At 68.2% G+C, this 26,737-nt stretch carries 22 protein-coding genes; 11 read left to right on the forward strand and 11 right to left on the reverse strand.

What is annotated here, in order from left to right; genetic code table 11:
* Positions 1-2: 2 nt before the first annotated feature.
* Genes H4W26_RS01105 through H4W26_RS01115 form a run of 3 tightly spaced genes read right to left on the reverse strand, consistent with a single transcriptional unit; the run spans position 3 to position 1,662 of the window.
* Positions 3-935, reverse strand: a complete 933-nt coding sequence (locus H4W26_RS01105) for an SURF1 family cytochrome oxidase biogenesis protein (protein WP_192590352.1) — start codon at positions 933-935, stop codon at positions 3-5.
* Positions 932-1,216: an acetone carboxylase gene (locus H4W26_RS01110; protein WP_192590353.1), complete on the reverse strand. Its 285-nt coding sequence runs from the start codon at positions 1,214-1,216 to the stop codon at positions 932-934. Before H4W26_RS01110 ends, H4W26_RS01105 begins: the two co-directional genes overlap by 4 nt.
* On the reverse strand, positions 1,216-1,662 hold the full coding sequence (locus H4W26_RS01115; RefSeq protein ID WP_192590354.1) for a DUF3099 domain-containing protein: 447 nt from the start codon (positions 1,660-1,662) through the stop codon (positions 1,216-1,218). Before H4W26_RS01115 ends, H4W26_RS01110 begins: the two co-directional genes overlap by 1 nt.
* Before the next feature lie 154 nt (positions 1,663-1,816).
* Between H4W26_RS01115 and fabG the strand changes: the two genes are divergently transcribed.
* Together fabG and H4W26_RS01125 are read left to right on the forward strand one after the other, a co-directional pair.
* Positions 1,817-2,524, forward strand: coding sequence for a 3-oxoacyl-ACP reductase FabG (gene fabG, locus H4W26_RS01120; RefSeq protein ID WP_225939547.1), 708 nt, complete (start codon positions 1,817-1,819; stop codon positions 2,522-2,524).
* 74 nt (positions 2,525-2,598) lie between these two features.
* Positions 2,599-3,360 (forward strand): SDR family oxidoreductase, encoded by a 762-nt coding sequence (locus tag H4W26_RS01125; RefSeq protein ID WP_192590356.1) that lies wholly within the window; start codon positions 2,599-2,601, stop codon positions 3,358-3,360.
* Between the two features lie 25 nt (positions 3,361-3,385).
* Here H4W26_RS01125 and H4W26_RS01130 read toward each other — a convergent pair whose 3' ends face one another.
* The 3 genes from H4W26_RS01130 to H4W26_RS01140 all read right to left on the reverse strand — a co-directional run bounded on the left by H4W26_RS01130 (position 3,386) and on the right by H4W26_RS01140 (position 7,565).
* Positions 3,386-4,462 (reverse strand): M56 family metallopeptidase, encoded by a 1,077-nt coding sequence (locus H4W26_RS01130; RefSeq protein WP_192590357.1) that lies wholly within the window; start codon positions 4,460-4,462, stop codon positions 3,386-3,388.
* A 31-nt stretch (positions 4,463-4,493) separates the two neighbouring features.
* Positions 4,494-4,835 (reverse strand): BlaI/MecI/CopY family transcriptional regulator, encoded by a 342-nt coding sequence (locus H4W26_RS01135; RefSeq protein WP_192590358.1) that lies wholly within the window; start codon positions 4,833-4,835, stop codon positions 4,494-4,496.
* A gap of 147 nt (positions 4,836-4,982) precedes the next feature.
* Positions 4,983-7,565 (reverse strand): DNA gyrase/topoisomerase IV subunit A, encoded by a 2,583-nt coding sequence (locus tag H4W26_RS01140; RefSeq protein ID WP_192590359.1) that lies wholly within the window; start codon positions 7,563-7,565, stop codon positions 4,983-4,985.
* A gap of 91 nt (positions 7,566-7,656) precedes the next feature.
* Between H4W26_RS01140 and H4W26_RS01145 the strand changes: the two genes are divergently transcribed.
* Positions 7,657-10,392 (forward strand): bifunctional acetate--CoA ligase family protein/GNAT family N-acetyltransferase, encoded by a 2,736-nt coding sequence (locus H4W26_RS01145; RefSeq protein ID WP_192590360.1) that lies wholly within the window; start codon positions 7,657-7,659, stop codon positions 10,390-10,392.
* Positions 10,393-10,396: 4 nt separating this feature from the next.
* Here H4W26_RS01145 and H4W26_RS01150 read toward each other — a convergent pair whose 3' ends face one another.
* From H4W26_RS01150 to H4W26_RS01160, 3 genes are read right to left on the reverse strand one after another with little or no spacing between them, the layout of a single operon-like run.
* Positions 10,397-11,419 carry an NAD-dependent epimerase/dehydratase family protein gene (locus tag H4W26_RS01150; RefSeq protein ID WP_318779728.1) on the reverse strand — a complete coding sequence of 341 codons (1,023 nt, stop codon included), beginning with the start codon at positions 11,417-11,419 and terminating at the stop codon, positions 10,397-10,399.
* Entirely contained in the window at positions 11,416-14,280 is a 2,865-nt protein-coding gene (locus tag H4W26_RS01155) for an alpha/beta fold hydrolase (RefSeq protein WP_192590361.1), read from the reverse strand. The genes H4W26_RS01150 and H4W26_RS01155 overlap by 4 nt, the downstream gene beginning before the upstream one ends.
* A complete protein-coding gene (locus H4W26_RS01160) occupies positions 14,274-15,302 on the reverse strand; it encodes a 3-oxoacyl-ACP synthase III (RefSeq protein ID WP_192590362.1) in 1,029 nt (342 codons plus the stop codon). The genes H4W26_RS01155 and H4W26_RS01160 overlap by 7 nt, the downstream gene beginning before the upstream one ends.
* A gap of 62 nt (positions 15,303-15,364) precedes the next feature.
* On the opposite strand from H4W26_RS01160, the gene H4W26_RS01165 reads away from it, so the two are divergent.
* Both H4W26_RS01165 and H4W26_RS01170 read left to right on the forward strand, forming a co-directional pair.
* The gene (locus H4W26_RS01165) at positions 15,365-16,024 is read left to right on the forward strand and encodes a DUF5998 family protein (RefSeq protein WP_192590363.1); all 660 of its coding nucleotides are present in this window, start codon (positions 15,365-15,367) and stop codon (positions 16,022-16,024) included.
* 13 nt (positions 16,025-16,037) lie between these two features.
* Complete coding sequence (locus H4W26_RS01170; protein ID WP_192590364.1) at positions 16,038-17,234, forward strand: alkaline phosphatase family protein; 1,197 nt, start codon at positions 16,038-16,040, stop codon at positions 17,232-17,234.
* Positions 17,235-17,253: 19 nt separating this feature from the next.
* On the opposite strand, the gene sepH is transcribed toward H4W26_RS01170, so the two are convergent.
* Complete coding sequence (gene sepH / locus H4W26_RS01175; protein WP_192590365.1) at positions 17,254-18,729, reverse strand: septation protein SepH; 1,476 nt, start codon at positions 18,727-18,729, stop codon at positions 17,254-17,256.
* A gap of 472 nt (positions 18,730-19,201) precedes the next feature.
* Between sepH and H4W26_RS01180 the strand changes: the two genes are divergently transcribed.
* Complete coding sequence (locus H4W26_RS01180; protein ID WP_036475539.1) at positions 19,202-19,501, forward strand: DUF4193 domain-containing protein; 300 nt, start codon at positions 19,202-19,204, stop codon at positions 19,499-19,501.
* Positions 19,502-19,602: 101 nt separating this feature from the next.
* Here the strand turns inward: H4W26_RS01180 and H4W26_RS01185 are convergent, their stop codons facing one another.
* Positions 19,603-20,121, reverse strand: a complete 519-nt coding sequence (locus H4W26_RS01185) for a DUF3093 domain-containing protein (protein WP_192590366.1) — start codon at positions 20,119-20,121, stop codon at positions 19,603-19,605.
* A 61-nt stretch (positions 20,122-20,182) separates the two neighbouring features.
* Here H4W26_RS01185 and dut point away from each other — a divergent pair, with 61 nt between their 5' ends.
* The 5 genes from dut (at position 20,183) to H4W26_RS01210 (ending at position 26,662) form a co-directional block, all read left to right on the forward strand.
* The gene (gene dut / locus H4W26_RS01190; RefSeq protein WP_192592127.1) at positions 20,183-20,623 is read left to right on the forward strand and encodes a dUTP diphosphatase; all 441 of its coding nucleotides are present in this window, start codon (positions 20,183-20,185) and stop codon (positions 20,621-20,623) included.
* 30 nt (positions 20,624-20,653) lie between these two features.
* Positions 20,654-21,418: a DUF3710 domain-containing protein gene (locus tag H4W26_RS01195; protein ID WP_192590367.1), complete on the forward strand. Its 765-nt coding sequence runs from the start codon at positions 20,654-20,656 to the stop codon at positions 21,416-21,418.
* A complete protein-coding gene (locus tag H4W26_RS01200) occupies positions 21,408-22,181 on the forward strand; it encodes a DUF3159 domain-containing protein (protein ID WP_225939548.1) in 774 nt (257 codons plus the stop codon). Before H4W26_RS01195 ends, H4W26_RS01200 begins: the two co-directional genes overlap by 11 nt.
* Positions 22,182-22,188: 7 nt before the next feature.
* A complete protein-coding gene (locus H4W26_RS01205; protein WP_192590369.1) occupies positions 22,189-23,697 on the forward strand; it encodes a class I SAM-dependent RNA methyltransferase in 1,509 nt (502 codons plus the stop codon).
* Positions 23,698-23,845: 148 nt separating this feature from the next.
* Positions 23,846-26,662: an aconitate hydratase gene (locus tag H4W26_RS01210; protein ID WP_192590370.1), complete on the forward strand. Its 2,817-nt coding sequence runs from the start codon at positions 23,846-23,848 to the stop codon at positions 26,660-26,662.
* The last annotated feature ends 75 nt before the right edge of the window (positions 26,663-26,737 follow it).

Below are 26,737 nucleotides of genomic sequence, written 5' to 3' on the forward strand. Positions count from 1 at the left end.
GCTCAGCGGCCCAGTCGCTGGTCGACCCAGGCGTCCTCGAGGTCCTCGTCCGAGAGCCGTCCGCTCGTCATCCGGCGACGCCGATTGGCCTCCCGCACTCGATCCTGCGCGGGCACCGCGGAAGCGGCATGTACCGGGCCGCCGTCCTCGGAGACGGCATGCGGGGTCGCCCCGCTCGCTGCAGCCTCTGCCTCGTCGAAGTCCCGATTCCTGGCGTGGATCCGCGCGGCATAGCCCCAGCCGATGAAGCCGAGCAGGCCGAAGGTGAGCCATTGCATCGAATACGACAGATGGGGTCCCTCCTCCATGGAGGGACGGGTCAGCTGTCGGGGCGCGGTCTCTGGGGCGGGCGACTCCTCGGCCATGAGCCCATAGCCGCCGGTGAGGAGGCTGTAGCCAAGCTCATCCTGGTACTCCTGGAGATCGATCGAGGCCAGCTGTCCCTCGGGTGCTCCACGGTTGATCGCCGGCTCGGCGGGCCGGATGCGAGCCACAAGATCGACCTCGCCCTCGGGCGGCGCGGGGGAGTACTCCGGGCGGGAACCATCCGAGCTGTCAGTGGGCAGCCACCCGCGGTCGATGATCACCACGTCATCGGTGCCGGCTACGGAGAAGGGCACCAGCGATTCATAGCCCACGGAGCCGCGGTGCGCCCGATTCCTGACAAGCCGGGAGTCGTCCTCGAGGTACTCGCCGGTCAGTTCGACCACGGTCCATTCGTCGTCGGCCTCGGCCGCGTCGAAGAGCTCTCGGGCATTCGAGTACGGGACCGGGTCGGCGTCGTAGTTGGAGACGATGCGGTTGATCTCTTCCAGCGAGGCCTCACGGCGATCGATCTGCCACTGGCCCAGGAACACGCAGGCCACGGCGAAGAGCGTGCAGATGGCGAGCCATCCGAGCCAGGTGGGGGTCAGCAGAAAGCGGTAGCGAGTCATGGATCGATCCGGGGCTCGTCGTCCGGAACGTCCGTGCTGGAATCCTGCTCGGCCAGGGGCTCGGTGCTGCGCCAGAACAGCCGCTGGGCGAGGAAGTTCTCCAACCACGCGCGGTGTTCGTCGCAGGCGAGCCAGACCTTGCGCCGATCAGGGTCATGAATCTTGGGGTTGTTCCAGAGCACCTGCCAGTCTGCGGGGTTTCGGCAGCCCTTCCGAGAGCACTCCGGGGTCTGCGGGCCTGGCTGCGCGCCGGCGCGTCCCAGGCTGTTGAGCAGATCCATCAGCGGCGTTCGTCCTGTTCCTCGTCGGTGTCTTCGGCGTCGTCGGGGTCCTCGAGTTCTCCCGCGATGACCTCGGGCTGCGCGGCATAGCCCTCGGAGTCGGCGTCCTCATCCCGGGCGTCCTCCTCGTCCTCCCACCACTGGCGGTCAACCGCCGGCGGGGCGTCCTCGTGGGAGGTGCCCAGCAGGGAGGGGGACTCGAGATCTTCAGACTCGCTGCGCCGCATATATCGATCACCACCGACATTCGCCGTGGTCACGGCCACGTAGGGCAGAACCACCGCGAGGGCGAGGAGAACCCAGGTCATCCAGTTCTGCAGGATCACCGCCAGGATGAAGCACACCATGCGGATGGCCATCGACACCGCATAGCGGACCATTCTCCCGTGCTGCTCGTCACTGTGCTTCTGCGGTGCATCAGTGATCGAGTGGACCTGATCGCTCACCAGGACAGTCTAGGCGTCGAACCTGGAGGCCGGACGGCGATGTGACGCGACGGTCACATAACCGCTGACATAGGCTGGGGACAGAACATTTCCCGCGCCAGCGGTGGCCGAGACCACCGAGCCGCTGGGACCGAGGCTCGTAATGAGGAGACTTATGAACGCACGCAGCGTATTGATCACCGGCGGAAACCGCGGCATCGGGCGCGCCATCGCCGAGGCGTTCATCGCCAACGGTGACAAGGTCGCCGTGACCACGCGCAACGGGGACGCCCCCGAGGGTGCGCTGGGCGTGGCGGCGGACGTCACCGATTCCGCCTCTGTGGACTCCGCGTTCACCCAGGTGGAAGAGGCCCACGGCCCGGTGGAGATCCTCGTGGCGAACGCGGGAATCACCCGCGACACGCTTCTGATGCGGATGAGTGAAGAGGATTTCACCGATGTCCTCGACACCAATCTCACCGGCGCCTTCCGCGTGCTCAAGCGGGCCTCCAAGGGCATGATTCGGATGAAGAAGGGCCGCGTGGTGCTGATCTCCTCCGTGGTGGGCCTCTACGGCTCTCCTGGCCAGATCAACTACGCCTCCTCAAAATCGGGCCTCATCGGGATGGCCCGCTCACTGACCCGTGAGCTCGGCGGCCGCGGCATCACCGCCAATGTGGTGGCACCTGGTTTCGTCCGCTCGGACATGACCGATGCGCTGGATGAGGCCACCCAGGCCAAGTACCTGCAGAACATCCCGACCGGTCGCTTCGCCGAGGCCGAGGAGGTCGCCGCAGTCGTGCGCTGGCTCGCTTCCGCCGAAGCCTCCTACATCTCCGGAGCGGTGATCCCGGTCGACGGTGGTCTCGGGATGGGCCACTGACCTTCCGGGCGCGGCCGCACGCCCCACGCAGCACGCGAGACAGCACACCACGACGCAGAACTGAGGAAGAACTCATGACACAGCAGGACCTGGCCGGAACCGGCGCCATCGTCACCGGATCCTCCCGCGGCATCGGTGCCGCCACCGCAGCGCTGCTCGGCGCCCGAGGCGCGGGCGTCGTGATCAACTACCGGCAGAAGGCGCCCCGGGCCAAGAAGGTGGTGGCCGGCATCGAGGAGGCCGGTGGTCGCGCCGTCGCCGTCGGAGCGGACCTGACCGAGGAGGCCGGGGCGCAGGCCCTGGTGGACGCCGCGGTGGAGAACTTCGGCTCGCTGGATCTGCTCGTGCTCAACGCCTCCGGCGGCATGGAGTCCGGGCGCGGCGAGGACTACGCGCTGATGCTCAACCGCGACGCCCAGGTCCAGATGGCGCGCGCAGCGATCCAGGTGATGTCCAAGGGCAGCCAGATCGTGTTCGTCACCAGCCACCAGGCGCACTTCATCAAGCAGACCGCCACGATGGACTCCTACGAACCCGTGGCTCGATCTAAGCGAGCCGGGGAGGATGCGCTCCTGGAGCTGATCCCGGAGCTCGACGCCAAGGGCATCACGCTCACCGTGGTCTCGGGCGACATGATCGAAGGCACCATCACAGCGACGCTGCTCGAACGCGCCGAACCTGGTGCGATCGCCTCACGCCGTGAAGCCGCGGGTCGGCTCTACAGCGTGGAGGAGTTCGCAGCGGAGATCGCCTCTCTGGTGGGACGCGATGACCTGGAGCAGGGCCATACCGAGCTCGTCGGCGGTGCCGAGGATTTCCTGGCGGCGAACAGCTAGCCGTCTGGGCGCTCGACGCTGATCCTCAGGCGCCCAGCAGCAGCGCCGCCGCAGGCACCAGCACCAGTGCTGCGGCGATGCCGATCACGCCCCCGAGGGCTGGCCGGGACAGCGGCGCCGGGGGCGCCAGCAGCCTGCGCAGCCGTGCCGTGGTGATCAGCGTGGACTCCGTGGCGTCGCCGCTCGTGGAGTCAGCGCCGGTCTCGTCGCCGCCCGCGATCTCGGCTGCGGCCGCGGCACGGCTCTCCTCGACAGTCTGAGTTCTCCCGCGAAGGACGTCCTGGTGATCCGGGCCGGCCGTGCTCAGCGCCAGTGCGCGCAGCAGATCACCACGCGTATGGGCGCGCAGAGCGCCGTCGTCGGCCAGCATCTCGGTCAGCTCCGTCACCGCGGCGCGGCCGTGCCGCGTGGTGGGCAGCCAGGGCAGCGCGCGATACCAGGCCTCGAAGGCCATGGTGAGAAAGTGGTGGCGCTGCTGCAGATGGGTCTTCTCATGCGCGACGACGGCGCCCAGCTCGGCCTCCGAGAGCTGGTTCAGCAGCCCGCGGGAGAGCACCGTCACGGACCCGGCGTTCGTGCGTCCGGGCAGGCAGTAGGCCAGCGGGGCCTCGTGCTCGAGCACATGGGCGTCGCCCAGCTCTGCGGAGAGGTTCAGATGCCGCCCCAGTGTGGCGGCCTGGTTTCCGTCCACCGGTGTGGAGAGCAGGCGCACCACATCACGGTGACGGCGTCGCTGGCCCAGCACCCGGATATAGGTCAGCAGCAGGGTCAGCAGCAGGTGCCCGCCCAGCAGAACGCTCAGGCACAGCGCGAAGATGTGTCCCGGATGTACTCCAAGGTCCGTCAGAGCCGCGAAATCTGCGGCGGCCATGAGTCCCAGCACCTTGGAAGCGGCGGCGGGCACCGAATCTCCGAATGGCCCGAGGCCGTAGACCATCGGGGCGCCGACCATGGAGACGCCTCCGGCCAGCGCAATGGCCTGCCACAGCAGCATCGCTGCCCAGGGGGAGCGGGACCGGAAGTTCGCCTCGCGGAGCAGCCGCGGCACAGAGATCGCCAGCACGAGGGCCAGGGCGGCGAGGCATGCGGCGAGGATGGTCACCGAGTCAGTTTAGTGGGAGCGCCGTGGGGGTTCAGTTCTGCAGCAGGCGGCGCAGCGCGGCGGCCTCGGAATCGGGGATGGTCCCGATGAACCTGGCCAGCACGGCCTCACGATCCCCTGCGGTGCCCAAGACCTCGTTGAGCATCTCCACGGTGTGCTCTTCGCGGGAGGCGGTGGCCGAATAGCGGTGGGGCCTCGTGGACCTCTCGCGCCGGACCATCTCTTTGCGCTCGAGCCGGGAGAGCACTGTCAGCACCGTGGTCACGGCCAGATCCTCACCCAGGCGATCACGCACGTCATTGGCGCTGAGGGATTCGGCGCTGTCCCAGAGCAGGCCCATGACCGAGCGCTCAAGTCCTCCGAGAGTGGCCATCTTCGGGTGCTCCTTATCGGGTGTCACAACAGTGGTTCTTCTACAACGGTGCACCTGGGAGCGCCGAACGGGCCGCGCCATCGTGCAGCTAAGGCACCAGGATACTCCTGCTCAAGAGTGATTTCTACACGCTGTAGTAATGGTGTGTCACGATCCGTCGACGGTGTGGACGTTCAGCGTCTCGGGGCTCGGTGCGATGGCATCCACAGCGCGTTCCAACGGGACGCCGGAGGCGTCACGGCGGGCCATCTCGGAGGGAAGGTTCCGCGCCGTGCCGTTCTTCGCGGCACCCAGTGCGGGGCCGATGCCTGCCCAGCCCAGCCGGAGGTGATCTTCTCCGCGCATGAACCGGTGGGCGCGCACGCCCGAGGTGCCGCGACCCTTGGCCGGAAACTCCACCAGGTCCGTGAGCTTGATGCTCCCCGACTCGAACCCTTCCAGGGGGGTGTCTCCGGCGGCGAGTGTGACCACCAGGGCAGGGGAGCTCAGCTGCTGCTCCGAGTCTGACGCAGCGTCACTCGCGGAGTCGGTTCCCGTCCCGGCGAGGGCGTCTGCCGGAACCACGGAGAAGCCGATGACCGAATCGCCCTCGGCGAGCTTGATGCCCAGCATGCCTGCAGCGGTGCGTCCCTGGGCCCGGACGAGTCCAGCCTCAAAGTGCAGCAGCTGCGCCCCCGCGGTGATGAAGCAGAGGTGATCGGCGTCGTCGGCGGCGACTGCGGCGCTGATGATCCGGTCCTGGGCGCGCCCCTCGCCCTTGAGTGAGATGACCTCCCAATCGTCTCGATTGAGCGGGTATTCGGGGTTCACGCGCTTGACCCGTCCCTGGGCGGTGCCCAAGGCGATGACCGCATCGAGCGGGACGAAGGCGAGCAGCTCCTCGTTCTTCTCCAGGCGCAGGAAGTCCTTCGCCTTCACACCGTGGGTCAGGTTCACGGCGCCGGAGGACATCTCGATCGCGGGCATGTCCACCACGGGGACCCGGATCATGCGGCCCGTGGAGGTGACTGCGCCGATCTCTCCGCGTGCGGTGGTGGACACTGCGGAGGTCAGCGCGTCGTGCCGGGCGCGTCGGGTGGGATGGACCAGGGTGCTGCGATTCGTGGTCCGAGCCAGCTGACCCGAGGTGGACAGCACGGCCCAGCAGGGCGCATCTGGGATCTGCAGACTGGTGGAGCCGCCCGTCGGACCGGCTTCTGCCGGTGCGGCTGCTGCGGTGGGGGCCGCCTCCGCGTCGAGCAGCTCGGTGCGTCGATCGTCGCCGTACTTGGCGGCCACCTCGTCCAATTCATCGGCGACCAGGCCGCGCAGGCGCTGTTCAGACCCGAGGATGGCTTCGAGCTCGGCGATCTCTGCCTCCAGGCGCTCCTTCTCCTGTTCCAGCTCCAGCGCCGAGTAGCGCGTGAGCTGGCGCAGCCGCAGCTCGAGGATGTGATCGGCCTGGGCCTGGGTGAGGTCGAAGATCTGCATCAGTCGCTGGCGCGCAGCGCCGGTGTCCTCCGCGGCACGGATGATCTGGATGACCTCGTCGATGTCCAGGATGGCGATGAGCAGACCCTTGACCAGGTGCAGGCGGTCCTCACGCTTGCGCAGCCGGTAGGCGCTGCGCCGACGGACCACGTCCAGGCGATGGTCCACGTAGACCTGGAGCATCTCCAGCAGACCCAGCGTGCGGGGCTGACCGTTGACCAGCGCCACGTTGTTGATGCCGAAGGAGTCCTCCAGCGGCGTCTGCTTATAGAGCTGCGCGAGCACCGCCTGCGGGTTGAAGCCCGCCTTGAGTTCGATGATCATCCGCAGCCCGTGCTTGCGATCGGTCAGATCCAGGACATCGGAGATTCCGGTGAGCTTCTTCGCCTGGACGGCGTCCTTGATCTTCTCGATGACCTTCTCGGGGCCGACCATGTAGGGCAGCTGGGTCACCACGATCCCGGTCTTGCGCGCCGAGACCTGCTCGATGGAGACCTTGGCTCGGGTCTTGAAGGAGCCGCGCCCGGTGCGGTAGGCGTCGGCGATGCCGTCCAGTCCCACGATCCGGCCGCCGGAGGGCAGGTCCGGGCCCGGGATGTGGACCATGAGGTCCTCCACCGTGGCCTCGGGGTGCAGGATCAGGTGTTTGGCCCCGTTGATGACCTCGCGCATATTGTGCGGCGCCATGTTCGTGGCCATGCCCACAGCGATTCCCGATGCGCCGTTGACGAGCAGATTCGGGAAGGCGCTGGGGAGCACGCCGGGCTGGGTGAGCTGGTTGTCGTAGTTCGGCTCGAAGTCCACGACGTCCTCGTCGAGGTCTGCGGTCATCGACAGCGCCGCAGCGGTCATCCGCGCCTCGGTGTAGCGCGGGGCCGCAGGCCCGTCGTCGAGAGAGCCGAAGTTGCCATGGCCGTCGACCAGGGGCAGGCGCAGTGCGAAGGGCTGCGCCATGCGCACCAGGGCGTCATAGATCGCGGCGTCGCCATGGGGATGCAGCTTGCCCATCACCTCGCCGACCACGCGCGCGGACTTGACGTGGCCCTTCTCGGGCCGCAGGCCCATGTCCGACATCATGTACAGGATCCTGCGCTGCACCGGTTTGAGCCCGTCCCGTGCGTCCGGCAGCGCGCGCGAGTAGATCACCGAGTAGGCGTACTCCAGGAAGGAGGTCTCCATCTCCGCAGAGACGTCGATGTCGATGATGTTCTTCTCCGGGGTGACCGGGGGAGTCTCGGCGCTCTTGGATTGGCGGGCCATAGCGGGTGAGCTGATCCTGTTTCTGTCGGTGGGCGGGTGCCTGCCAGAGGGCAGTATCCATTGCAGTGACGTGATGGTTAGTCTTGATCCTATGGGCGAGTCACCTCGAACCGGCGGATATCCGGCGCACTGGGAAGCAGATGTCGTGCTGCGTGATGGGGCTGCGGCGCATCTTCGACCGATCAGTCCCCAGGACTCCGAACGGCTGCAACGCATGCATGCGGCGCAGTCCGACTCCTCAATCTACCTGCGTTACTTCACCTTCAAGTCTGCGCTGACGGAGAAGGAGCTCATCCGCTTCACCCAGGTCGACCATGTGGATCGCGTGGCCATGGTGATCCTGCTCGATGAGGAGATCATCGGGGTGGGTGGATTCGACCGGATCGACGACACCAGTGAGGCAGAGGTCTCCTTCAACATCTCGGACAAGCACCAGGGCCGGGGCCTGGGATCGGTGCTGCTGGAGCACCTGGCGGCCGCAGGGCGCGAACGCGGGCTGGAGCGCTTCTCTGCGGAGGTGCTGCCGGAGAACCGCAAGATGCTGACCGTCTTCTCGGAGGCGGGGTATGAGACCCAGCGGCGCTTTGAAGACGGGGTGGTCATGCTCGAGTTCCCCATCGACCCCACGGAGAAGTCCCGAGCGGTGATGGAGGCTCGCGAGCACCGTGCCGAGTCACGCAGCGTGGCCGAGCTCCTGGCCCCGGAGCAGGTGGCCGTCATCGGTGCTTCCCGCGAGTACGGGTCGGTGGGCTACCACCTGGTTCAGAACCTCATCGAGGGTCATTTCACCGGAGGGGTCCACTCTGTCAACCCTGAGGCCTTCGAGGTCGGGGGAGTCCAGGCCTCCGCCTCGCTGGCCCATATCAAGCAGCAGATCGACCTCGCCGTGGTCGCGGTTCCGGCCGAGCAGCTGGCCGAGGTCGTCGCCGATTGTGGCCGCAACGGTGTCAAGGGGATCCTCGTGGTCACCGCCCCCGAGCTCGGAGCCCAGGCTGAGGAGCAGGATCATCGCCCCTTCGATCAGCGTGAGCTGGTGCGACTGGCCAGGCGGTGGGGGATGCGCGTGATCGGGCCCGCCTCGGTGGGTCTGATGAACACCGATCCGGATGTCTCGCTGAACGCCTCGCTGTCACCGACCATGCCGCTGCGCGGCGGGGTGGGTCTGTTCAGCCAGTCGGCGTCGATCGGGGTCTCGCTCTTCGCCCAGGCCAACCGGCGTGAGCTTGGCCTCTCCTCGGTGATCTCCGCCGGCAACCGGGCCGATCTCTCCGGCAATGACGCGATGCAGTACTTCGAGGATGATGACTCCACCCGCGCGGTCGGGGTCTACCTCGAGAGCTTCGGCAACCCGCGCAAGTTCTCCCGGATCGCGCGGCGGCTCTCGCGGACCAAACCCGTGGTGGTCGCCAAGTCAGACGTGATGGGGCGCAGCCTACCCCCGGGGCATGAGGTGCGCACCACCCGCGCCCCGATGGGAGCCGTGGATTCGATGCTGGAGCACTCCGGCGTGATCCAGGTGGGCAACCACGACTCGCTCATGGACGTGCTCCAGGTGCTGGCCACCCAGCCGCTGCCCGGCGGTGATCGGATCGGGATCCTGTCGAATTCTCCGTCCATGGGCAGGATCCTTGCCGATACGGCCGAGACTCTGGGGCTCACGGCCGTTCGTGTCGTCGGAGATCTGGACCTCGACCTTCCCCGCGCGGCCGCCGACGCCGCGCTGGCCGGGGCGCTGGAGGAGCTCTTCATCGCCGAGGACATCGACGCCGTCGCGCTGTGTCTGCAGCCGGCCGTGACCGGCGAGCACTACGACCACAGCCGGCTCATCTCACAGACCGCCCGGCAGCACACCAAACCGATGGTGGCCTCCTGGATCGGAGTCCTCGACGCGAGCGTGCCGCTGAACCATATCGGCAACGCCGCCCTGGTGATCGAGGACGGCTCGCTGCAGCAGGGGTTCCCGGTGTTCTCCTCGCCCGAGCGGTCCCTGGTGGCCCTGGCGAAGATCGTGCGTTACCAGCGCTGGCGTTCTGCCGGCATCGGCGAGGCCTACGTGCCGAAGGGCCTGGAGGGGACCGCCGCCTCGCGCCGCGGGGACGAGCTGCTGGACGGCTGGCTCGACGGCGTCCAGGGCGCTCAGCTCGAATCGCTGGACGCGGATCGCTGTGCGGAGCTGCTCGGGGTCTACGGCATGTCGATGCTGCGTTCGGTCGCGTTCTCCACCGAGGAGGAGGCGCTGGCTGCGGCTGAGGCGCTGGGCTACCCGGTGGCGGTGAAGTCGACCAACACCTATCTGCGTCACCGGCTCGACCTGGGCGGGGTCCAGCTCAACATCGAGGACCCCGAGGGGCTGCGACGCGCGATCGCGGAGATGCGTCATGTGCTGGCCGACTACGGCGCCGCCGGGCTGGAGCTGCAGTCGATGGCCCCTGCCGGTCAGGGCTGCGTGGTCCGCGCGATCGAGGATCCGCTGATGGGCCCGGTCGTCTCCTTCGGGCTCTCCGGGGACGCCGTGGAGCTGCTCGACGACTGGGCGCACGCGGTGCCCCCGCTCACGGATCAGGACCTGCGCGGCCTCGTGCGTCGCCCCCGCGCCGCCAAGCGGCTCTTCGGGTACAAGGGCGTCCCCGCGGTGGACATCGCAGGGCTGGAGGACACGCTGCAGCGCGTGGCCATGCTCAAGGACAACCACCCGCAGGTGGCGTCGCTGGAGCTGACCCCGGTGCTGGCCTCACCCGAGGGCGTTCAGGTGCTGCATGCGGCGATCGAGATCGCGAACCCGGAGCAGCGCACGGATTCCGCCCGCCGCGCGATCAGCCGCTACTGAGGGCTCAGAGCACGCTTCCGGTGAACTGGATGTGCTCGCGCAGCCTCTCCAGGCCCTCGTCGATGCTGACCCGTGGTGTCCAGTCCAGCGCCTGCTGGGTGGTGCGCTGGTCGAACCAGTGCGCGGTGGAGAGCTGCTCGGCGAGGAACTTCGTCATCGGCGGCTCATCGGCCCGTGGACCGGCGATCCGCTCACTGAGTCCCCAAAGGCGTTCGACGACGGCGCCGGCGCCCTTCGCGAGTCCGGGTGTCAGTCGCAGCCGAGGCGCGGGCGCGCCCCCTGCGGCGGCTATCCCGGTGATCAGCTCGCCGATGGGGCGGGGCTCACCATTGGTGAGCACCAGGCGCTGCCCGGCGATCTGCGGCAGCCGGCGCAGCCCCGCGAGGAAGGCGTCCACGGCGTTGTCGATGTAGAGGGTGTCGACCAGGGCCGCACCTGAGCCCAGTATCGGCATGCGTCCCGAGCGGGCCCGCTCGATGATGCGGCTGGTGAGCTGTCCATCTCCCGGGCCCCAGACCAGGTGCGGTCGCAGGACCAGGACATTCAACCCGCTCGCGCCACGGGCCTCGGCGATCAGCTCCGCCCGGGCCTTGGTCTGCGCATAGCTTCCGACCGCCCCGCGGGGATCGGCCTGGCTTGCTCCGGCCCCGACGAGCGAGACCCCGGCGTGAGCCACCGAGGGCGAGGAGACATGCAGGAAGTCGGTGACACCGCTGGACTGCGCCGCGTCCAGGAGGCGCTGGGTGCCGCGGACGTTGACCTCGAGAAAGTCCTCGTGCGCACCCGAGACCGAGACCTTGGCCGCCATATGGATCACAGCGTCCTGATCCTGTGTGGCTCGCGCCACCGCTGCCGGATCGGCCAGTGAACCGCGGATCTCTCGAACGCCGTCCAGCGCCGAGGCGCGGCGCTGCAGCACGGTGACGAAATAGCCCTCCGCGACCAGGCGCTGCGCCACGCTGCGCCCGAGCAGCCCGGAGGCGCCGGTGACCAGGACGCGGGCGCCGGGTTCGATGAATCGGGTCACGGGGTGCCGACCTTCTCCCCGGCGAGCACCTGCTCGGCCCAGCCGGCGAGACGGGTGCGGTCGATCTTGGAGTTGTGCCGCACATCGGTGGGCAGCTCATCGAGCACCAGCACCGCGGCGATCTGGATCTCCGGGACGGTGGCGCGCACCCGTGCGGCGAAGGAGACCCCTGCCACCGGGGAGCGACCAGCGCGCAGGGGGATCCGCTCGGACTTGGGCTCGGACTCGGGCTCGACGATCACCACGACTGCCTGGGTGCCCTGTGGTCCCACGGGCACGGCTGCGCTCCGGGCGACCTCGGACAGCGCATCCACCGGGGTCTCCACGGTGCCGGGACCGATCGGGCCCGCGGCGGTGGTGAGCACATGCTGCAAGCGTCCTTCGATCCAGAGCCGTGACTCGGCATCGAAGTGGCCGATGTCATTGGTGCGGTGCCAGAGGAGTCCGTCGTGGGTGTCGCGGCGGGAGGTGCGATCGGTGAACCAGAGCCGGTCGTAGCCTGCCTTGAGATGAGCGGCCGAGACGACGATCTCGCCGAGCACGCCCACGGCGTCAGCAGGGTCCACCAGCTCCTCAGCGGGAACGCCGGTGGAGTCCAGCGGGGCCAGGGCGAACCGCACCCCGCGGACCGCGGAGCCCACACAGACCCCGGGCTGTCCCGTGGTCATCGCGTCGAGGACCTCACGGCGTTCGATGTCCGCCTGGAGCAGTCCCTCGGTCATGCCATAGGGGGTATGGATCTCGGCGGCGGGGAAGATGCTCTGGACCGCGTTCAGCAGGTCCGGATGCACGGGTGCGCCGGCCGAGAGCACCAGGGAGATCTCCCCGAGTGCTCGGCGCTGCAGCGCCGAGAGCTCCGCTGCGGTGGCGACCACATTGCGCAGCGCCGCCGGTGAGCCGAAGAACATGCTCGCCCCGCCGGCGAGCGCCGCGTCGGCCACGGCCTGGGCGGTCAACGTGGCGGGCTTCGTCACGGACATCTCCGGAGTGACCGAGGTGGCGCCGATGGCGGGCCCCAGCAGTGCGAACGGGGCGAAGCCCGCGATGAGCGACGCTCCGGGCCTGATGTCGAACTGTTCGACCAGCAGCGCCACCAGGGCCCCGAGGCGCGCATGGGTGTAGACGACGCCCTTGGCAGGGCCGGTGGATCCGGAGGTGAACAGCACCGCCGCCGGGTCGTCGGCGCCGGGTTGCGGCTCGTTCTCCGGAGTCTCACCCTCATGGCGGCTCAGCAGGGATTCCACCGAGGCCACGGTGCCCAGCAGACGCTGACGACGCGCGGTGAGCGTCTGTGCGCTGATGCGCTTGCCCGGCCAGCCGAGGCTGCGGGCCAGGGTGAGCCCAGGCTGGGCTCCGATGATCCAGTCGGGGCGTGCGCTGCGGACCGCTCGGGTCATCCCGCGCACCCCCAGGCCGGCGTCGGCGACCACTGCCACTGCGCCCAGGCGCAGGCAGGCGTAGAGGATCACGGTCAGTGAGTTTCCTGGCTGAACCAGCAGCGAGACACGATCACCGCGACGGACACCGGTTGCGCGCAGACCGACGGCGAGTGCGTCCACCTGCCCGGCGAGTTCCTCCCAGCTCAGCGCCCGGTTGCCGGTGGCGGCGTCCTCGGCGGTGCTCCACGCCTCGGGCTCGGCGGTCATATCGACGACGGCGGCATCCCTGCGGCGCGCGGAGCTGCTCAGCGAGCTGAGCTGCTCGTGCAGCCCCAGGACCGTGCCGGCGGGCTCCGGGCTGCGCAGGCTGTCACGCACCGGACCCGCGGCGGGCTTCGTCGCGGCATCTGAGGCGGGATGCGTCGCCTCCGCAGCGGCGGCATTAGCACCTCCCGCGTCGAAGTGGTCGTCGAGCCAGGTGAACAGCGGGGCGGCGATGTCGCGGTCCTCCACGAGCATGTGCCCGGCACCCTCGAAGCGGTGCAGATCGGCATGTGGGACGCGCGCCTGCAGATCGGCGAGGTAGCGGTCCTGGAACACGGGGTCCTTGGGCCCCCACAGCAGCAGCGTGGGCTTGTCCCACTCGAGCAGCCCGGCCGAGACGTCCTGGAGACATGCGCGGGAGCCGTGTGAGCTCAGTGCCGGGATATCTGCCACGAACCCGCCGATGCCCCCGCGGCCGCTCCGCGAGGTGTACGGGGCGCGATAGGCCTCGCGCACCGCCGCGGGGAGCGTCTCTTCGGCCTGGCCGAGCGTGACGCGCAGGAAAGCCTCTGTGGTGACCGTGGCGGCGGGCAGCGCCGCCGGGGCCATGGCCGCCCGCAGCGCGGCCGGTACGGGTTCATCGGTGGGATGATCCACCGCGGTGTTCAAGGTGATGGCGGCATCGACCTGTCCGCGCTGGCGAACGGCCCAGCCCAGGGAGATCACACCGCCCCAATCGTGTCCCAGCGTGACCAGGGTGGAGGTCTTGACGTCGAGCGCGTCCATCAGCGCGTCGAGGTCACCCAGCCGGGTCTGCAGCTGCCGGTAGCTGGGCGCGTCGGGCGCCGGTGCCACCGGATGCGCCAGCCGCTCGGAGAACCCCATGTCCAGCTGGTCCGGGGCGATGACCCGCCAGGCAGAGCCCTGCGTGGCACGCTCCAGCGAGGCGCTCAGCACAGAGCGCCACAGGTAGGACCAGGTCGGGTTGCCATGCACGGCCAGGATCGTCCCGGTGGGAGTGATCCCTCGGGCGGCCAGCGCCGGCCCGGTGTCCAGCACGTGGAAGGTCCGTGCGCCGTCGTCGGTCTTGGCTCGCACCAGGCGAGACCATTCGGGATCGAGTCCCGGAAAGGCCAGGTCCGCGTCGGGAGCGTGATCGGCGGGCAGCCGGGCGGGGGCGGCCTCGATGGGGGAGAAGCGGGGTCGCAGGCTCACCATTCGATCTCCAGCATCGCGGTGTTCAGCCCGGAGCCCACGCCCATGCAGAGCACGCGGTCGCCACGCTGCAGCCGCTCGGACTCGCGGGCGAGGGTGATCGGCAGCGAGGCGGGTCCCACATTGCCGAGGTCCGGGTAGGTCACGGGCACGCGCTTCTTGTCCAGCTTGGCGGCCTTGACGATGGAGGAGGTGTGCAGCTGGGAGACCTGGTGCGTGATGTAGGAGTCCATGGAGTCCCAGTCGAAGTGCTCCCGGGCATCGGTCCAGGCGTCCATGACCAGCTCCAGTCCGCCGTCGAGCAGACCTCGGGCATCGGTGAACATCCCGTGGTGATCGCCCACGCACAGCGCGTGGTGCTGGGTGGCGGCACGGGTGACTCCGCCGACGATGCGGTGCCCCTCGGGGTGCTGGTCTGCGGGTCCGACGACGGCGGCCGCGGCACCCGAGCCCAGGGTCAGCGAGGCGAACTCCGCCATGAAGTCGTCCCGGGAGGCCATCTTCTCCAGCGAGTTGATCCGCTCGACGGTCGCGTCCTGGACCTTCTTGGCATCCTCGCCGTTGACGATCAGCACATAGGTGGCCTGCCCGGCGTCGATCATCGAGCTCGCCAGAGTGATGGCGTTGACGAAGCCGAGGCAGGCATTGGTGATGTCGAAGTTCATCGCCGAGGTGGGAAGGCCCAGGTCGTGATGGATCCCCACGGCCACCGAAGGTTCCAGATGCTCGCGGGTGACCGAGGTGTTGACCATCATCGAGACCTGTTCGGGTGCGATCCCGGCGGCAGCCAGCGCTCTGCGCCCGGCCTCGACGGTGCCGGCCCGGACGTCGCCCGGCTTGGACCAGTTGCGGCGCGCCTTGACCCCGGCCACGCGATGGAGCAGCCCGGTCGGGAGTTTGAGGCGTTTGAGCGCATCCCCCAGTCGCTTGTCGAGGTCCTTGGACGTGAGGACCTCAGGGGCTTGAACCTCCGTCACAGAGAGGAGGGAAGCGTTGCGGTGATGAAAAGTCGCGTTTCCTGGCACCGGACCAGTATCCCGTATGTGGACCGCGCCCGCGAATCCCTGCACCGGATACCATGGCTCCCATGACTTTCAGCCAGCACGGTTCCGGCGAGAAGCACCGCACCGCCGCCTCCACCTTCTCCCTGAAGGAGGCCATCGAGCGCGGCGGCTTCTATCCCGCTCTGGTGCACCACACGATCACCGAGGCGCTCGACGGACGTGAGGCCACGCATCAGATCGTGCATGTGGACACACATTTCGACATGGAAGAGGTCCACCGTCACATCACCGTGGTGGCGCTGGCCGAGGAGGTCGTCATCGTGGCCCACCTCGACGACCATGACCTCGAGGCTGAGGACGGTCCCGCCTTCGACCACGGGGATTCCCCACATCCAGCGCGTGCCGACACTGTGGCGAGGATCTCCACGGAAGTGGTGCCGGTGAGCCGGATCCGCTCGCTGATCCTCTCCGAGGTGCACAGGCATCCCGAGCATTTCACCCCTGACCGGTCACTGGCCGAGGTCTCTTTGAACCTGACGTGGACCGGTGGGGCGCGCTTCGACAGCTATCCCGCTGACTGCGGGAACCCTGAGTGCGTCGCCGACCATGGCGACACCGGCAGCTGGGTGCCTGAGGACATTGCGCTGCGGATCGCCGCCACGGCTGAAGGTGACACCGCCGTGGACGAGGCGCGCAGCTTCGTGCGGGCGCTGCGCCGCGCCTGCGTCAAGCACGCCCGCTGACGGGGGTCCTCCGATGAGTCTGACCCTGCCGCCGCCGCCGGACTACGAGGGCGCCCACCTGCGCCATGTGATGACCTCTGCCGCCGCCTCCCTGGGCCTGGAGGGATTCGAGAACCGGCTCGGGCTGCCAGCGGCGAACATCACGGTGGTCCTGATGGTGGACGGGCTCGGTGATGCGCTGCTGGCCCGCTACTCGGGCCACGCGCGGTTCATCGCCTCTGCCTGGCGGCAGGCGTCGCGCGCCTCGATCCTCGACGTCGGGGTCCCGACGACGACGGCGGCATCTCTGGCTTCGCTGGGCACCGGAACCACTCCCGGTGAGCACGGCCTGGTCGGCTACGACGTGCTCGCCCCGGAGCTGGACCGGGTGGTCAACATGCTTGGGGGCTGGGACGCGGAGGTGGACCCGGCTCGGTGGCAGCCGCATGCCTCGGTGCTGCGGCGCGCCGCGTCCGCCGGCGCCTCCGTGCTCACCGCCTCGCGACCGAAGTTCGCGGAGTCCCAGCTGACCCGGGCGGTGCTCTCCGGCGGTGACTTCACCGGGTCAGCGCGCATGGACGCCCGGTTCACGCGCACCGCGGAATGGATCGCCCAGCAGCGCCCCGCCAAGGGAGCGGTGCGGCAGGGTCCCGCGCCCACGCAGCTCATCTATCTCTATGTGGATGAGCTGGACAAGACAGGTCACCGCTACGGCGTCGACTCTCCGCAATGGCTCTCCATGCTCGAGATGCTCGACGCCGAGGCGCAGCGGTTCACGGCTGATCTGGCCCGGCGCTACGGAGACCAGGCATCGGTGCTGCTCACAGCCGATCACGGGATGGTGGACATCGCCCCCGAGCGCCGCATCGACTTCTCAGCGCGTGAAGACCTGCTTGCAGGAGTGCGGCACACCGGCGGCGAACCACGACTGGTCCAGCTCTACGCGCAGTCGGAGACCGAGCCCGGCGACATCGCCGCCGCGTGGAATGAGGAGTTCGGGGACCGCGCCTGGGTGCTCACCAAGGCTCAGGCCTGCGAGGCCGGGTGGTTCGGTCCGGTCCAGGAGCGGGTCTCCGGCAGGATCGGGGACGTGCTGGTCGCAGCGTACAGCGATATCGCGCTCTATCACGCAGACCGGGTGGGCGCTGGACCGTTGGAGATGGTCGGGCAGCACGGCTCGCTCACCGAAGCCGAACGTCGTGTGCCGCTGGTGCAGCTCGCCGGAGCGTAGTTCAGCTTTCCACGGGGGGTCAGTCGTTCTTCGAACCGAAGAGGATGTCGTCCCACTTCGGCATGTTCGCACGCCGGGGAGCAGGCTTTCGGCGTGGCTTCACCGCCGCCTCTTCGCTGAGCTGCGGATCTCCGCCGGAGGCCTCGGGCCGCTCGGCGGACGCAGAAGCAGCATCATCGCCCGGATGCGCCGCGGGGGAGGACTGTGTCTGGTCATAGGCGAAGCCCCAGGCATCGACCCCGCTCTCTGCGGCGTCCTCACCGGGAGCCGCCGGGGCGTCCTCGGGACCCGAGGGCTCCGCACCGTGGGCTGAGCCCTCTTCGAGCGAATCGTGTCCGCTGTCCTCGGGAACGGAACCCTCGTCGACATTCTTCTGACTCGCGCCGTCGTCGGCGACAGGGCGAAGCCGTGGAAGCGGGACGGTGGAGTGCTCCTCACCCTCGTCTCGAGCCGGGCCGCTCCTGAAGCCGCCGTCCGTACCGCGATCCTGCGGGTCCGGGCGATTGAGCATCAGCGCGAGGCGGTCATCTGCCTCCGCGTCTGCGCCGAGACGCTGGCCGCGGCGCGCCCGAAGCACTTCCAGGAGGTCCTCGTGCTCGTGTCCCTCGCCGCGCGGTGCGGGCTCTCCGCCGCGGGGCGGAGAGCCGGCGAAGCGTCCTGCGGCGACGGTGGAGCTGCGTTCAGCCGTCCGTGCATGGTCCGGGTCGGAGCTGCCGCGGGACTGGCGGGCGCTGCCCGAGGGGGAGTGCGTGACATCCGAGCCTCGTGTCTGACTGCGGGACCCGCGCCCGGAGTCCTCCACGTTGAAAGGGGTGTCGACGGCGGTGAGTCGACGCGCGCGGGAGCTCTGGTCGCTCTGGGACGCGTCAGATCCCAGGATGCTCAGCGACTCCGCCCATCGATTGGCTGCACGCAGGTGACGGGTCTCCGCCTGGAAGACCCATTCGGCGGGCGGCTTGAGCCCGATGCCCGGACCATGCGTCGTCGACGAGTCGACGTCGAACTCGCAGGTGATCTGCCAGAGCCCATCCTCACGGCGCCAGGCATCCCAGCTGACCGTGGACAGGTCCACGTCCATCGCACGGAGCCGGACCTTGACCATCGCGGCCAACGTTGCCGGAGCATCCCCAAAGGCCACCCGGTGGGCCTCGGCGGCCGAGGCAGGTGCGACATGCGTCGTCTGCGCACGCTGGGCCATGTACGCTCGCTCGGCCTGGACCGGCCCTGCGTAGCGCTCGACATGAGCGGTGCTCAACCCGGAGGCCGCCACCACCTGCTCCACGGTCGCGCCTGAGCGCAGGCGTGCCTGGATCTCTCGGGGGCTCAGCGGCTGGGTGGAGAGGCCTGATCTGGTGGGTCGCACGGTCGGCCGGGCTGCGGCCTGGCGCAGCGCCTCGTCCACCGTCAGCGCGAACTCATGACCCGAGTCGTCGGAAAGGATGAGCTGCGGATCGTTCTCCCCTTCATTGACCCCGACGATGCGCAGGTGCTGCATTTGGGCTTCCTCCGAAGAACGAGCTGGTGGTTATTCGGGCCACTGTATCGCGGTGGGGTTCAAAAGCGACCGAACTGCTCAACCACTCCTGGAAGGATTGCCTTGCCGCGCTTCTCATGACATTGTGTGGTCCTTGCTCGAGGCGCAGCCGCGTCCGACGAGTGCCCCAACGTGTCCCACAGTGCTTTGCAGGTCCGCCCAGGCGCCCATCTTCGCCGCGCGGATCCGGCTCGATGTCCGACCCAGATCGCCATATGTCAGCCCAGGGCTCAAACGGCGGGACAGGATTTGGTCCTGGGGTCCGGATGGGACACAATCTGTCCGACCAGAATTTCCCACGTGTGCTGCGGGACGGGCGTCAGTCCGCTCCGACAGGGGCCACGCCACAGGGAAATCGCGCTCACTCAGCTTCCCCACGAAGCCGTTCATCGAGCGCTTCGATCTCAAGAATTCGGAGTGTGGAGCACCTCTTATGGCAACTGATTACGACGCGCCGCGGAAGAACGACGACGAGACCAGCGAAGATTCGATCGAAGAGCTGAAGAACCGCAACACCTCGCGTCAGTCCTCCGTGGTGGACGAGGATGAGACCGAGGCAGCGGAAGGGTTCGAGCTCCCCGGAGCCGACCTTTCCGACGAAGAGCTGCAGGTCCGCGTGCTGCCAGCGCAGTCCGATGAGTTCACCTGCTCCTCCTGCTTCCTGGTGCGTCACCGCTCCCAGGTCGCTCGCGAGGAGAACGGGATGTTCTTCTGCAAGGACTGCGAGGGCTGACCCGCCCCCAGCGCACCTGCTTCCTGGACCCTGAGCGACCCCACAGTCGGTCGAGACTCAGCGGTGAGCGGAGGTGGTGACCGGGTCGCAGTCGATCCGGTTCACTCGAAACTGACGCCGTGCTCTTGCACGGGCTCTCTTGAGCCCAGTGCCGAGAGCACGGCGTTCGGCTTTCTGGTAGAGAAGATCCAATACGGCGTCGCGTCCTGGGGGTCGAGGATCTGCACGGTGACGACGGGGCCGATCCAGCCCCGGATGCACTGGTAGGAGCTCGCATCGAAGCCTGGGCCGAGCTGCTCCCGGGCGGCATCGCCGGTGTGGGCCACGATCTTGCCGAGATGGACCCGCTGGATCCGGGCCCGCCCCACGCGAAGCCACCCTTCGGAGACCTCGACGCGCGGGGTGGTGATGACCAGCCCGAAGATCACCAGCGCGATTCCGATGACCGCGGTGATCAGCCCGAAGGTCACACTGATCGGGAAGAAGATCAGGGAGATCGAGGCCCCCAGCAGCACGCCGGCGACCCACAGCCACCAGGCCGGCCACAGCTTCTCGCTGTACGCGGGAACCTGCTCCGCGTGGGAGGACGCTTCAGCACTCAGACCACTCGTGTCACTCATACCACTATCGTCGCATGTCCGGCGGACCTCTCGGGTCGAGCCCGAAGGTAGACTCAGGGCTGTGAATCGCATCTCAGTCCCCGTCAGACAGCTGGACCCCGGCTTGAGCCTGCCGCTCTACTCCCACCCCGGCGATGCCGGCGCAGACCTGCTCAGTGCAGAGCAGTTCACCCTTGCGCCGGGTGAGCGCCGTCTCGTGCCCACAGGCATCGCACTGGCGCTGCCGCACGGCTGGGTCGGCCTCGTGCACCCGCGCAGCGGCCTCGCCGTTCGCCACGGCGTCACCGTGCTGAACGCACCGGGGACTGTCGACGCTGGGTATCGTGGTGAGCTCAAGGTATGCCTGCTCAACACGGACCGCCACGAGGCGGTCCACTTTGAGCGCGGTGACCGGATCGCCCAGCTGGTTCTGCAGCAGGTCGATCAGGCCGACTTCATGCCCGTGGCCGATCTGGACGCCAGCGCCCGCGGTGCCGGCGGCTTCGGCTCCACCGGGCGATAGACCAGCCGAGAACCTACCAGGAGGACAGGCATGCTCTTCGGCAAGAAGAAGACAGCAGGATCGAAGGACGCGACCGAAGAGGTCAGCGCGCCCACCGACACAGCGGCGGCCGCAACCGATGGTGCCGCCCCCGCAGCGGCTTCTCCGGAGGAGTCGGACGCGAGCACGGTCGAGCTGCACGGGCCCCGGGACTTCAGCGAGATCGACTCGAAGAAGGGCTACCTCGACTTCGGTGCACTGCTGATTCCGGCGGCGAAGAACCAGCAGGTCCGCCTGGACATCGACCAGAAGACCAAGCGCGTCGTCGCGCTGACCATCATGGTGGAGCAGGCCAGCATCCAGGTCCAGCCCTTCTCGGCGCCCAAGTCGGGCGGCACCTGGAATGAGGTGCTCGAACAGATCCAGGACTCCGTGATCAAGCAGAACGGCAAGGTCAAGCAGGTGGACGGGCGCTTCGGCAAGGAGCTTGCCGCCCGCGTGCCGACAGTTCTCAAGGATGGGCGCAAGGGCTGGCGCGTGGCGCGCTTCATCGGATTCGAGGGCCAGCGCTGGTTCCTTCGCGGCGTCGTAGGTGGCCGTGGAGCGATCGACGCCTCCGCCGCCCGTGCTGTGGAGGAGCTCTTCTCCAAGATCGTCGTGGTCCGCGGAGACGATCCGCTGCCCCCGCGCGAACTTCTCAGGCTGCAGCCCCCGGAGGGCGCCAAGCGGGTCGCCGTTCCGCGCAACCGGGCACAGCGGCGCGATGACGCCCCCAGTCCCAACCCGGCGGCAGCCCCGGTCAGCAATGACACCTGATTCCCACGGGCAGCACCGCCCGCGTCAGGTCTCGCGAGACGGTGAGATGCAGCTCAAGAGCGCAGCCGGGTCTCGGGTCAGGACCACCTCCGACGGTTCCCTGGACGTGATGGCCTCCGTCGGGGGAGTCCGCGGCCTCATCGAGAGCTCGCTTCCCTCGGTGGCCTTCCTGGCGGCCTTCCTGGTGACCGAGGACCTCATGGCCTCGCTGATCGGCTCCGTCGCCGTCGGCGTGGCCTTCGCCGTGGTGCGTGTGGTGCAGAAGGGCTCACTGGTCCAATCGCTGGCTGGGCTCATCGGTATCCTGATCTGCGCCTTCGTCGCCTACCGCTCCGGCGACGCCCGTGACTTCTATGCCTGGGGCTTCCTGATCAACGCCGGCTACCTGCTGGCCTTCCTGGTCTCGATCCTCGTCAGGTGGCCGTTCCTGGGCCTGCTCTTCGGCATCGTGCGCGGAGAGGCCTTCGAGTGGCGCAAAGACCCGGTGCGTCGTCGCCGCTACGCCCTGGCCACCTGGATCCTGCTCGCCGTCCCGGGGCTCCGTCTGCTGGTGCAGCTTCCGCTGTACCTGGCCGACGACGTCGCAGGACTCGGCACCGCCCGCCTCGTCATGGGCATCCCGCTCTACGCGCTGGCCCTGTGGGTCGGCTGGATGATCACCCGTCCTGCCGTTGCGCCGCCCGCCGGGCCGACCGAGCCGGCAGAACCCGCAGAGCAGACCGAGCCCGCAGGTGATTCGCCGCGCACCGAGGGGAGCAGCTGAGGCAGCCATGACGCAGACACTGACGCTTGACATCGGTCCGATGGCGCACGGCGGCCACTGTGTGGCCCGCCACGAGGGCAGAGTCGTCTTCGTGCGGCACGCGATTCCCGGGGAGACGGTCCGCGCGCGCGTCACCGAAGGTGGCCCCGGAGCGAAGTACTGGCGCGCCGACGTCGTCGAGGTGCTGAGTCCCTCGGACTATCGACGGCGGCACATCTGGAAGCTCGCGGACTCGCTGCGCGCCCACGAGAATGACCGTCTGCCGGTCGGGGGCGCCGAGTTCGGGCACATCACCGATCAGCATCAGCGTCGGCTCAAGGCTCAGGTCTTCCGAGACACGATGCAGCGCATCGGGGGGTTCTCCACCCATGACCAGCATCTGAAGCTGGCGACCGGAGACGGAGAGCTGCATGTGGAGGATGTCCTCTCCGAGGGCCCTTATCACGGGCTGCACTGGCGAACTCGGGTGAGCTTCGCGGTGAGCGCCGAGGGTGCGCTGAGCATGAAGCCGCACCGGAGCAACGAACTGATCGAGCTGCGCGGCATGCCGCTCGCCGTGGACTCGATCCACGAGAGCGGCATCTTCGGGTGGAGCTTTCTCGGCGCCGAGCGCGTGGACGCCGTCGCGGCGGCCGCCGGTGCCGAGGTGACGCTGCTGGTCCAGGCCCGCGCCGGGCTCACCGAGGCGCAGCGCGAGGACCTCTGCTCGCGGCTGCTTCAGCTCCACCACCGCGAGCCGGGAATCGCCAACATCGTGCTGGTGACCCCCGAGCCTGAGCCGACCCCCGCCCGCGGACGAGGGCGAAACACTCCGGGCCGCAGGGGGCGCGGCGGAAGAGCGCGTCCCGCCGCCGGCCAGGATGCGTCGACGGATCCCAGCCCCGCCGCCCCGCGCCGAGCCAGCTACGAGGTCCTCGCCGGGTCGCGAACGATCACCGAGCCGCTTCCGCTGGGCGGGTCGCAGGGCGCCACCTCCTCGGTCCAGGTCCAGCCCGAGGACTTCTGGCAGATCCACCGCAATGCCCCGTCGGCCCTGGTGGCCGCGGTCCACGCCATGGCAGACGTGCCGGCAGGAGCACGCGTGGCTGACCTCTACGCCGGTGCAGGGCTGTTCACCGCCTGGGCCGCGCAGCTCACCGGGGAGGCAGGATCGGTGCTCAGCGTGGAGGGTGCCCCGGGGTCCAGCCGCAGCGCTCAGGCGCTGTTCGCGCAGACGCCACACGTGGAGGTCGTCCAGTCCTCCGTGGAGCGCGTGGGCGAGCGGCTTCGTGACCGCGACATCATCGTCCTCGACCCACCGCGAGCCGGAGCGGGGGAGCAGGTGATCGCGTCGCTGGACGCCACAGCTGCCCGGGAGATCGTCTATGTCTCCTGCGAGCCGTCCTCCTTCGCTCGGGATGCGAAATCGCTGCTGGCCCGCGGATGGCAGCTGGGAGACCTCAGGGTCTTCGATCTGTACCCGAACACCCACCATATGGAGTCTGTCGCGCTGTTCACCCGGTCTCGCCGCAGGTGAACAGCCTGGGCGTGGCTGCACGGCGTCAGGACTCCGCTGACATGACGGGCATCACAGAAATCTGAAAGAGTAGAATATAACCCGATTCATCGGTCCGGATATTGACCTGTCCGGGACGGCACGACTGGCAACTACAGAGGAGTCCCGCGTGAAAAATGTGGACAGCTATGGGGCCAAGGGCGCACTCAGCGTCGATGGCACCGACTACGAAATCTTCCGACTCAACGCTGTGGAGGGGGCCGAGACCCTTCCCTACAGCCTGAAGGTCCTGCTGGAGAATCTCCTCCGCACCGAAGACGGCGCAAATGTGACCGATGAGCACATCAAGGCGCTCGCCCAGTGGGACGAGAACGCTCAACCGGACACCGAGATCCAGTTCACCCCCGGACGTGTGCTGATGCAGGACTTCACCGGCGTCCCCTGCGTCGTGGACCTGGCGACCATGCGTGAGGCCGTGAAGGAGCTCGGCGGCAAGCCTGAGCAGATCAACCCGCTGGCTCCTGCCGAGATGGTCATCGACCACTCGGTGCAGATCGATTCCTTCGGCAATTCTGACTCCATGGAACGCAACATGGACATCGAGTACCAGCGCAACGGCGAGCGGTACCAGTTCCTGCGCTGGGGCCAGACGGCCTTCGACGACTTCAAGGTCGTCCCCCCGGGCATGGGCATCGTCCACCAGGTCAACATCGAGAACCTGGCGCGGACCATCATGACGCGAGAGGTCGACGGCGCGCTGCGCGCGTACCCCGACACCTGCGTGGGCACTGACTCGCACACCACCATGGAGAACGGCCTGGGCGTGCTGGGCTGGGGCGTGGGCGGCATCGAGGCCGAGGCCGCGATGCTCGGCCAGCCCATCTCGATGCTGATTCCGCGCGTGGTCGGCTTCAAGCTCAGCGGCTCCATCCCCGCGGGTGCCACCGCCACCGACGTGGTGCTCACCATCACCGAGATGCTGCGCGAACACGGCGTCGTCGGCAAGTTCGTCGAGTTCTACGGCGAAGGCGTGGCGGCGGTGCCGCTGGCCAACCGCGCGACCATCGGCAACATGTCGCCGGAGTTCGGCTCCACCGCGGCGATGTTCCCGATCGACCAGGTGACCATGGACTACCTGCGCCTGACCGGGCGGACCGAGGATCAGCTCGCTCTGGTCGAGGCCTATGCCAAGGAACAGGGCATGTGGCACGATCCCTCCCGCGAGCTGCGCTTCTCCGAGTACATGGAACTCGACCTCTCCACCGTGGTGCCCTCGATCGCCGGGCCGAAGCGCCCGCAGGACCGGATCGAGCTGACCGACGCCAAGCAGCAGTTCCGCAAGGACATCCACAACTACGCGGAGGCCTCGCAGGCCAACGGCCACGTGGATGAGACCTCCGAGGAGTCCTTCCCGGCCTCCGACGCGCCCTCGCACTCGGCGACGGACGAACAGTCCGCCACCGACAAGCCGCGAGAGACCTCGGGCGCACACGCCAGCGGCCGCCCGTCGAACCCGACCCCGGTCTCGATGCCCGATGGACGCGAGTTCGAGCTGGATCACGGGGCAGTCTCCATCGCCTCGATCACCTCCTGCACCAACACCTCCAACCCCAACGTCATGCTCGCCGCCGGCGTGCTGGCGCGCAACGCCGTGGAGAAGGGGCTCGCCAGCAAGCCGTGGGTCAAGACCTCGCTCGCTCCGGGCTCGAAGGTGGTCACCGACTACTACGAGAAGTCAGGCCTGACCGAGTACCTGGAGAAGATCGGCTTCTACCTGGTCGGCTATGGCTGCACCACCTGCATCGGCAACTCGGGTCCGCTGGAGGAGGAGATCTCCCAGAAGATCCAGGAGCAGGACCTTGCTGTCACCTCCGTGCTCTCCGGAAACCGCAACTTCGAGGGACGCATCAACCCCGATGTGAAGATGAACTACCTGGCCTCCCCGCCGCTCGTGGTGGCCTACGCGCTGGCCGGCACGATGGACTTCGACTTCGAGAACGAGGCCCTGGGTCAGGACGGTGACGGCAAGGACATCTACCTCGCTGACATCTGGCCGGACCCCATGGAGGTCGAGAAGATCATCGAGGAGTCGATCGACACCGAGATGTTCACGTCCAAGTACGCGACGGTCTTCGACGGAGACCACCGCTGGCAGGAGCTGGAGACCCCCGAGGGCTCCACCTTCGCCTGGGACGAAAAGTCCACGTACGTGCGCAAGCCCCCCTACTTCGAGGGCATGACGCTGGAGCCGGACGCGGTCACCGACATCGAGGGCGCTCGGGTGCTGCTCAAGCTCGGCGATTCGGTCACCACCGACCACATCTCGCCGGCGGGCTCCTTCAAGTCCGACACCCCTGCCGGGCGGTACCTGCTGGAGAACGGAGTGGAGCGCAAGAACTTCAACTCCTACGGCTCCCGCCGAGGCAACCACGAGGTCATGATCCGCGGCACGTTCGCGAACATCCGCATCAAGAACGAGCTCCTCGACGGCGTGGAGGGCGGCTACACCCGCGACTTCACCCAGGAGGGCGCCCCGCAGGAGGCCGTCTACGACGCGGCGATGAACTACCAGGAGGCGGGCACTCCGCTGGTGGTCCTGGGCGGCAAGGAGTACGGCTCCGGATCCTCGCGCGACTGGGCCGCCAAGGGCACCAGCCTGCTCGGTGTGAAGGCGGTCATCACCCAGTCCTTCGAGCGGATCCACCGTTCGAACCTCATCGGCATGGGTGTGCTCCCGCTGCAGTTCCCCGCGGGCGAGTCTGCCGAGACGCTGGGTCTGGACGGCTTCGAGACCTACTCGATCTCCGGGGTGACCGAGCTCAACGAGGGCACCACGCCGAAGACCGTGAAGGTCACCGCGGTCAAGGACAACGGTGATGAGGTCAGCTTCGACGCCGACGTGCGCATCGACACCCCCGGCGAGGCCGACTACTACCGCAACGGCGGCATCCTGCAGTACGTGCTGCGTCAGCTCGCCAAGCAGTAGAGCAGCTGAGCCCAGGCGTCTTCGCGCCTGAGCGACCCTGTGAGGAAGGGGCGTCTCGACCTGTCGGTCGGGGCG

Origin of the sequence: Nesterenkonia halotolerans, from assembly GCF_014874065.1 — a bacterium.
Lineage (GTDB): Bacteria > Actinomycetota > Actinomycetes > Actinomycetales > Micrococcaceae > Nesterenkonia > Nesterenkonia halotolerans.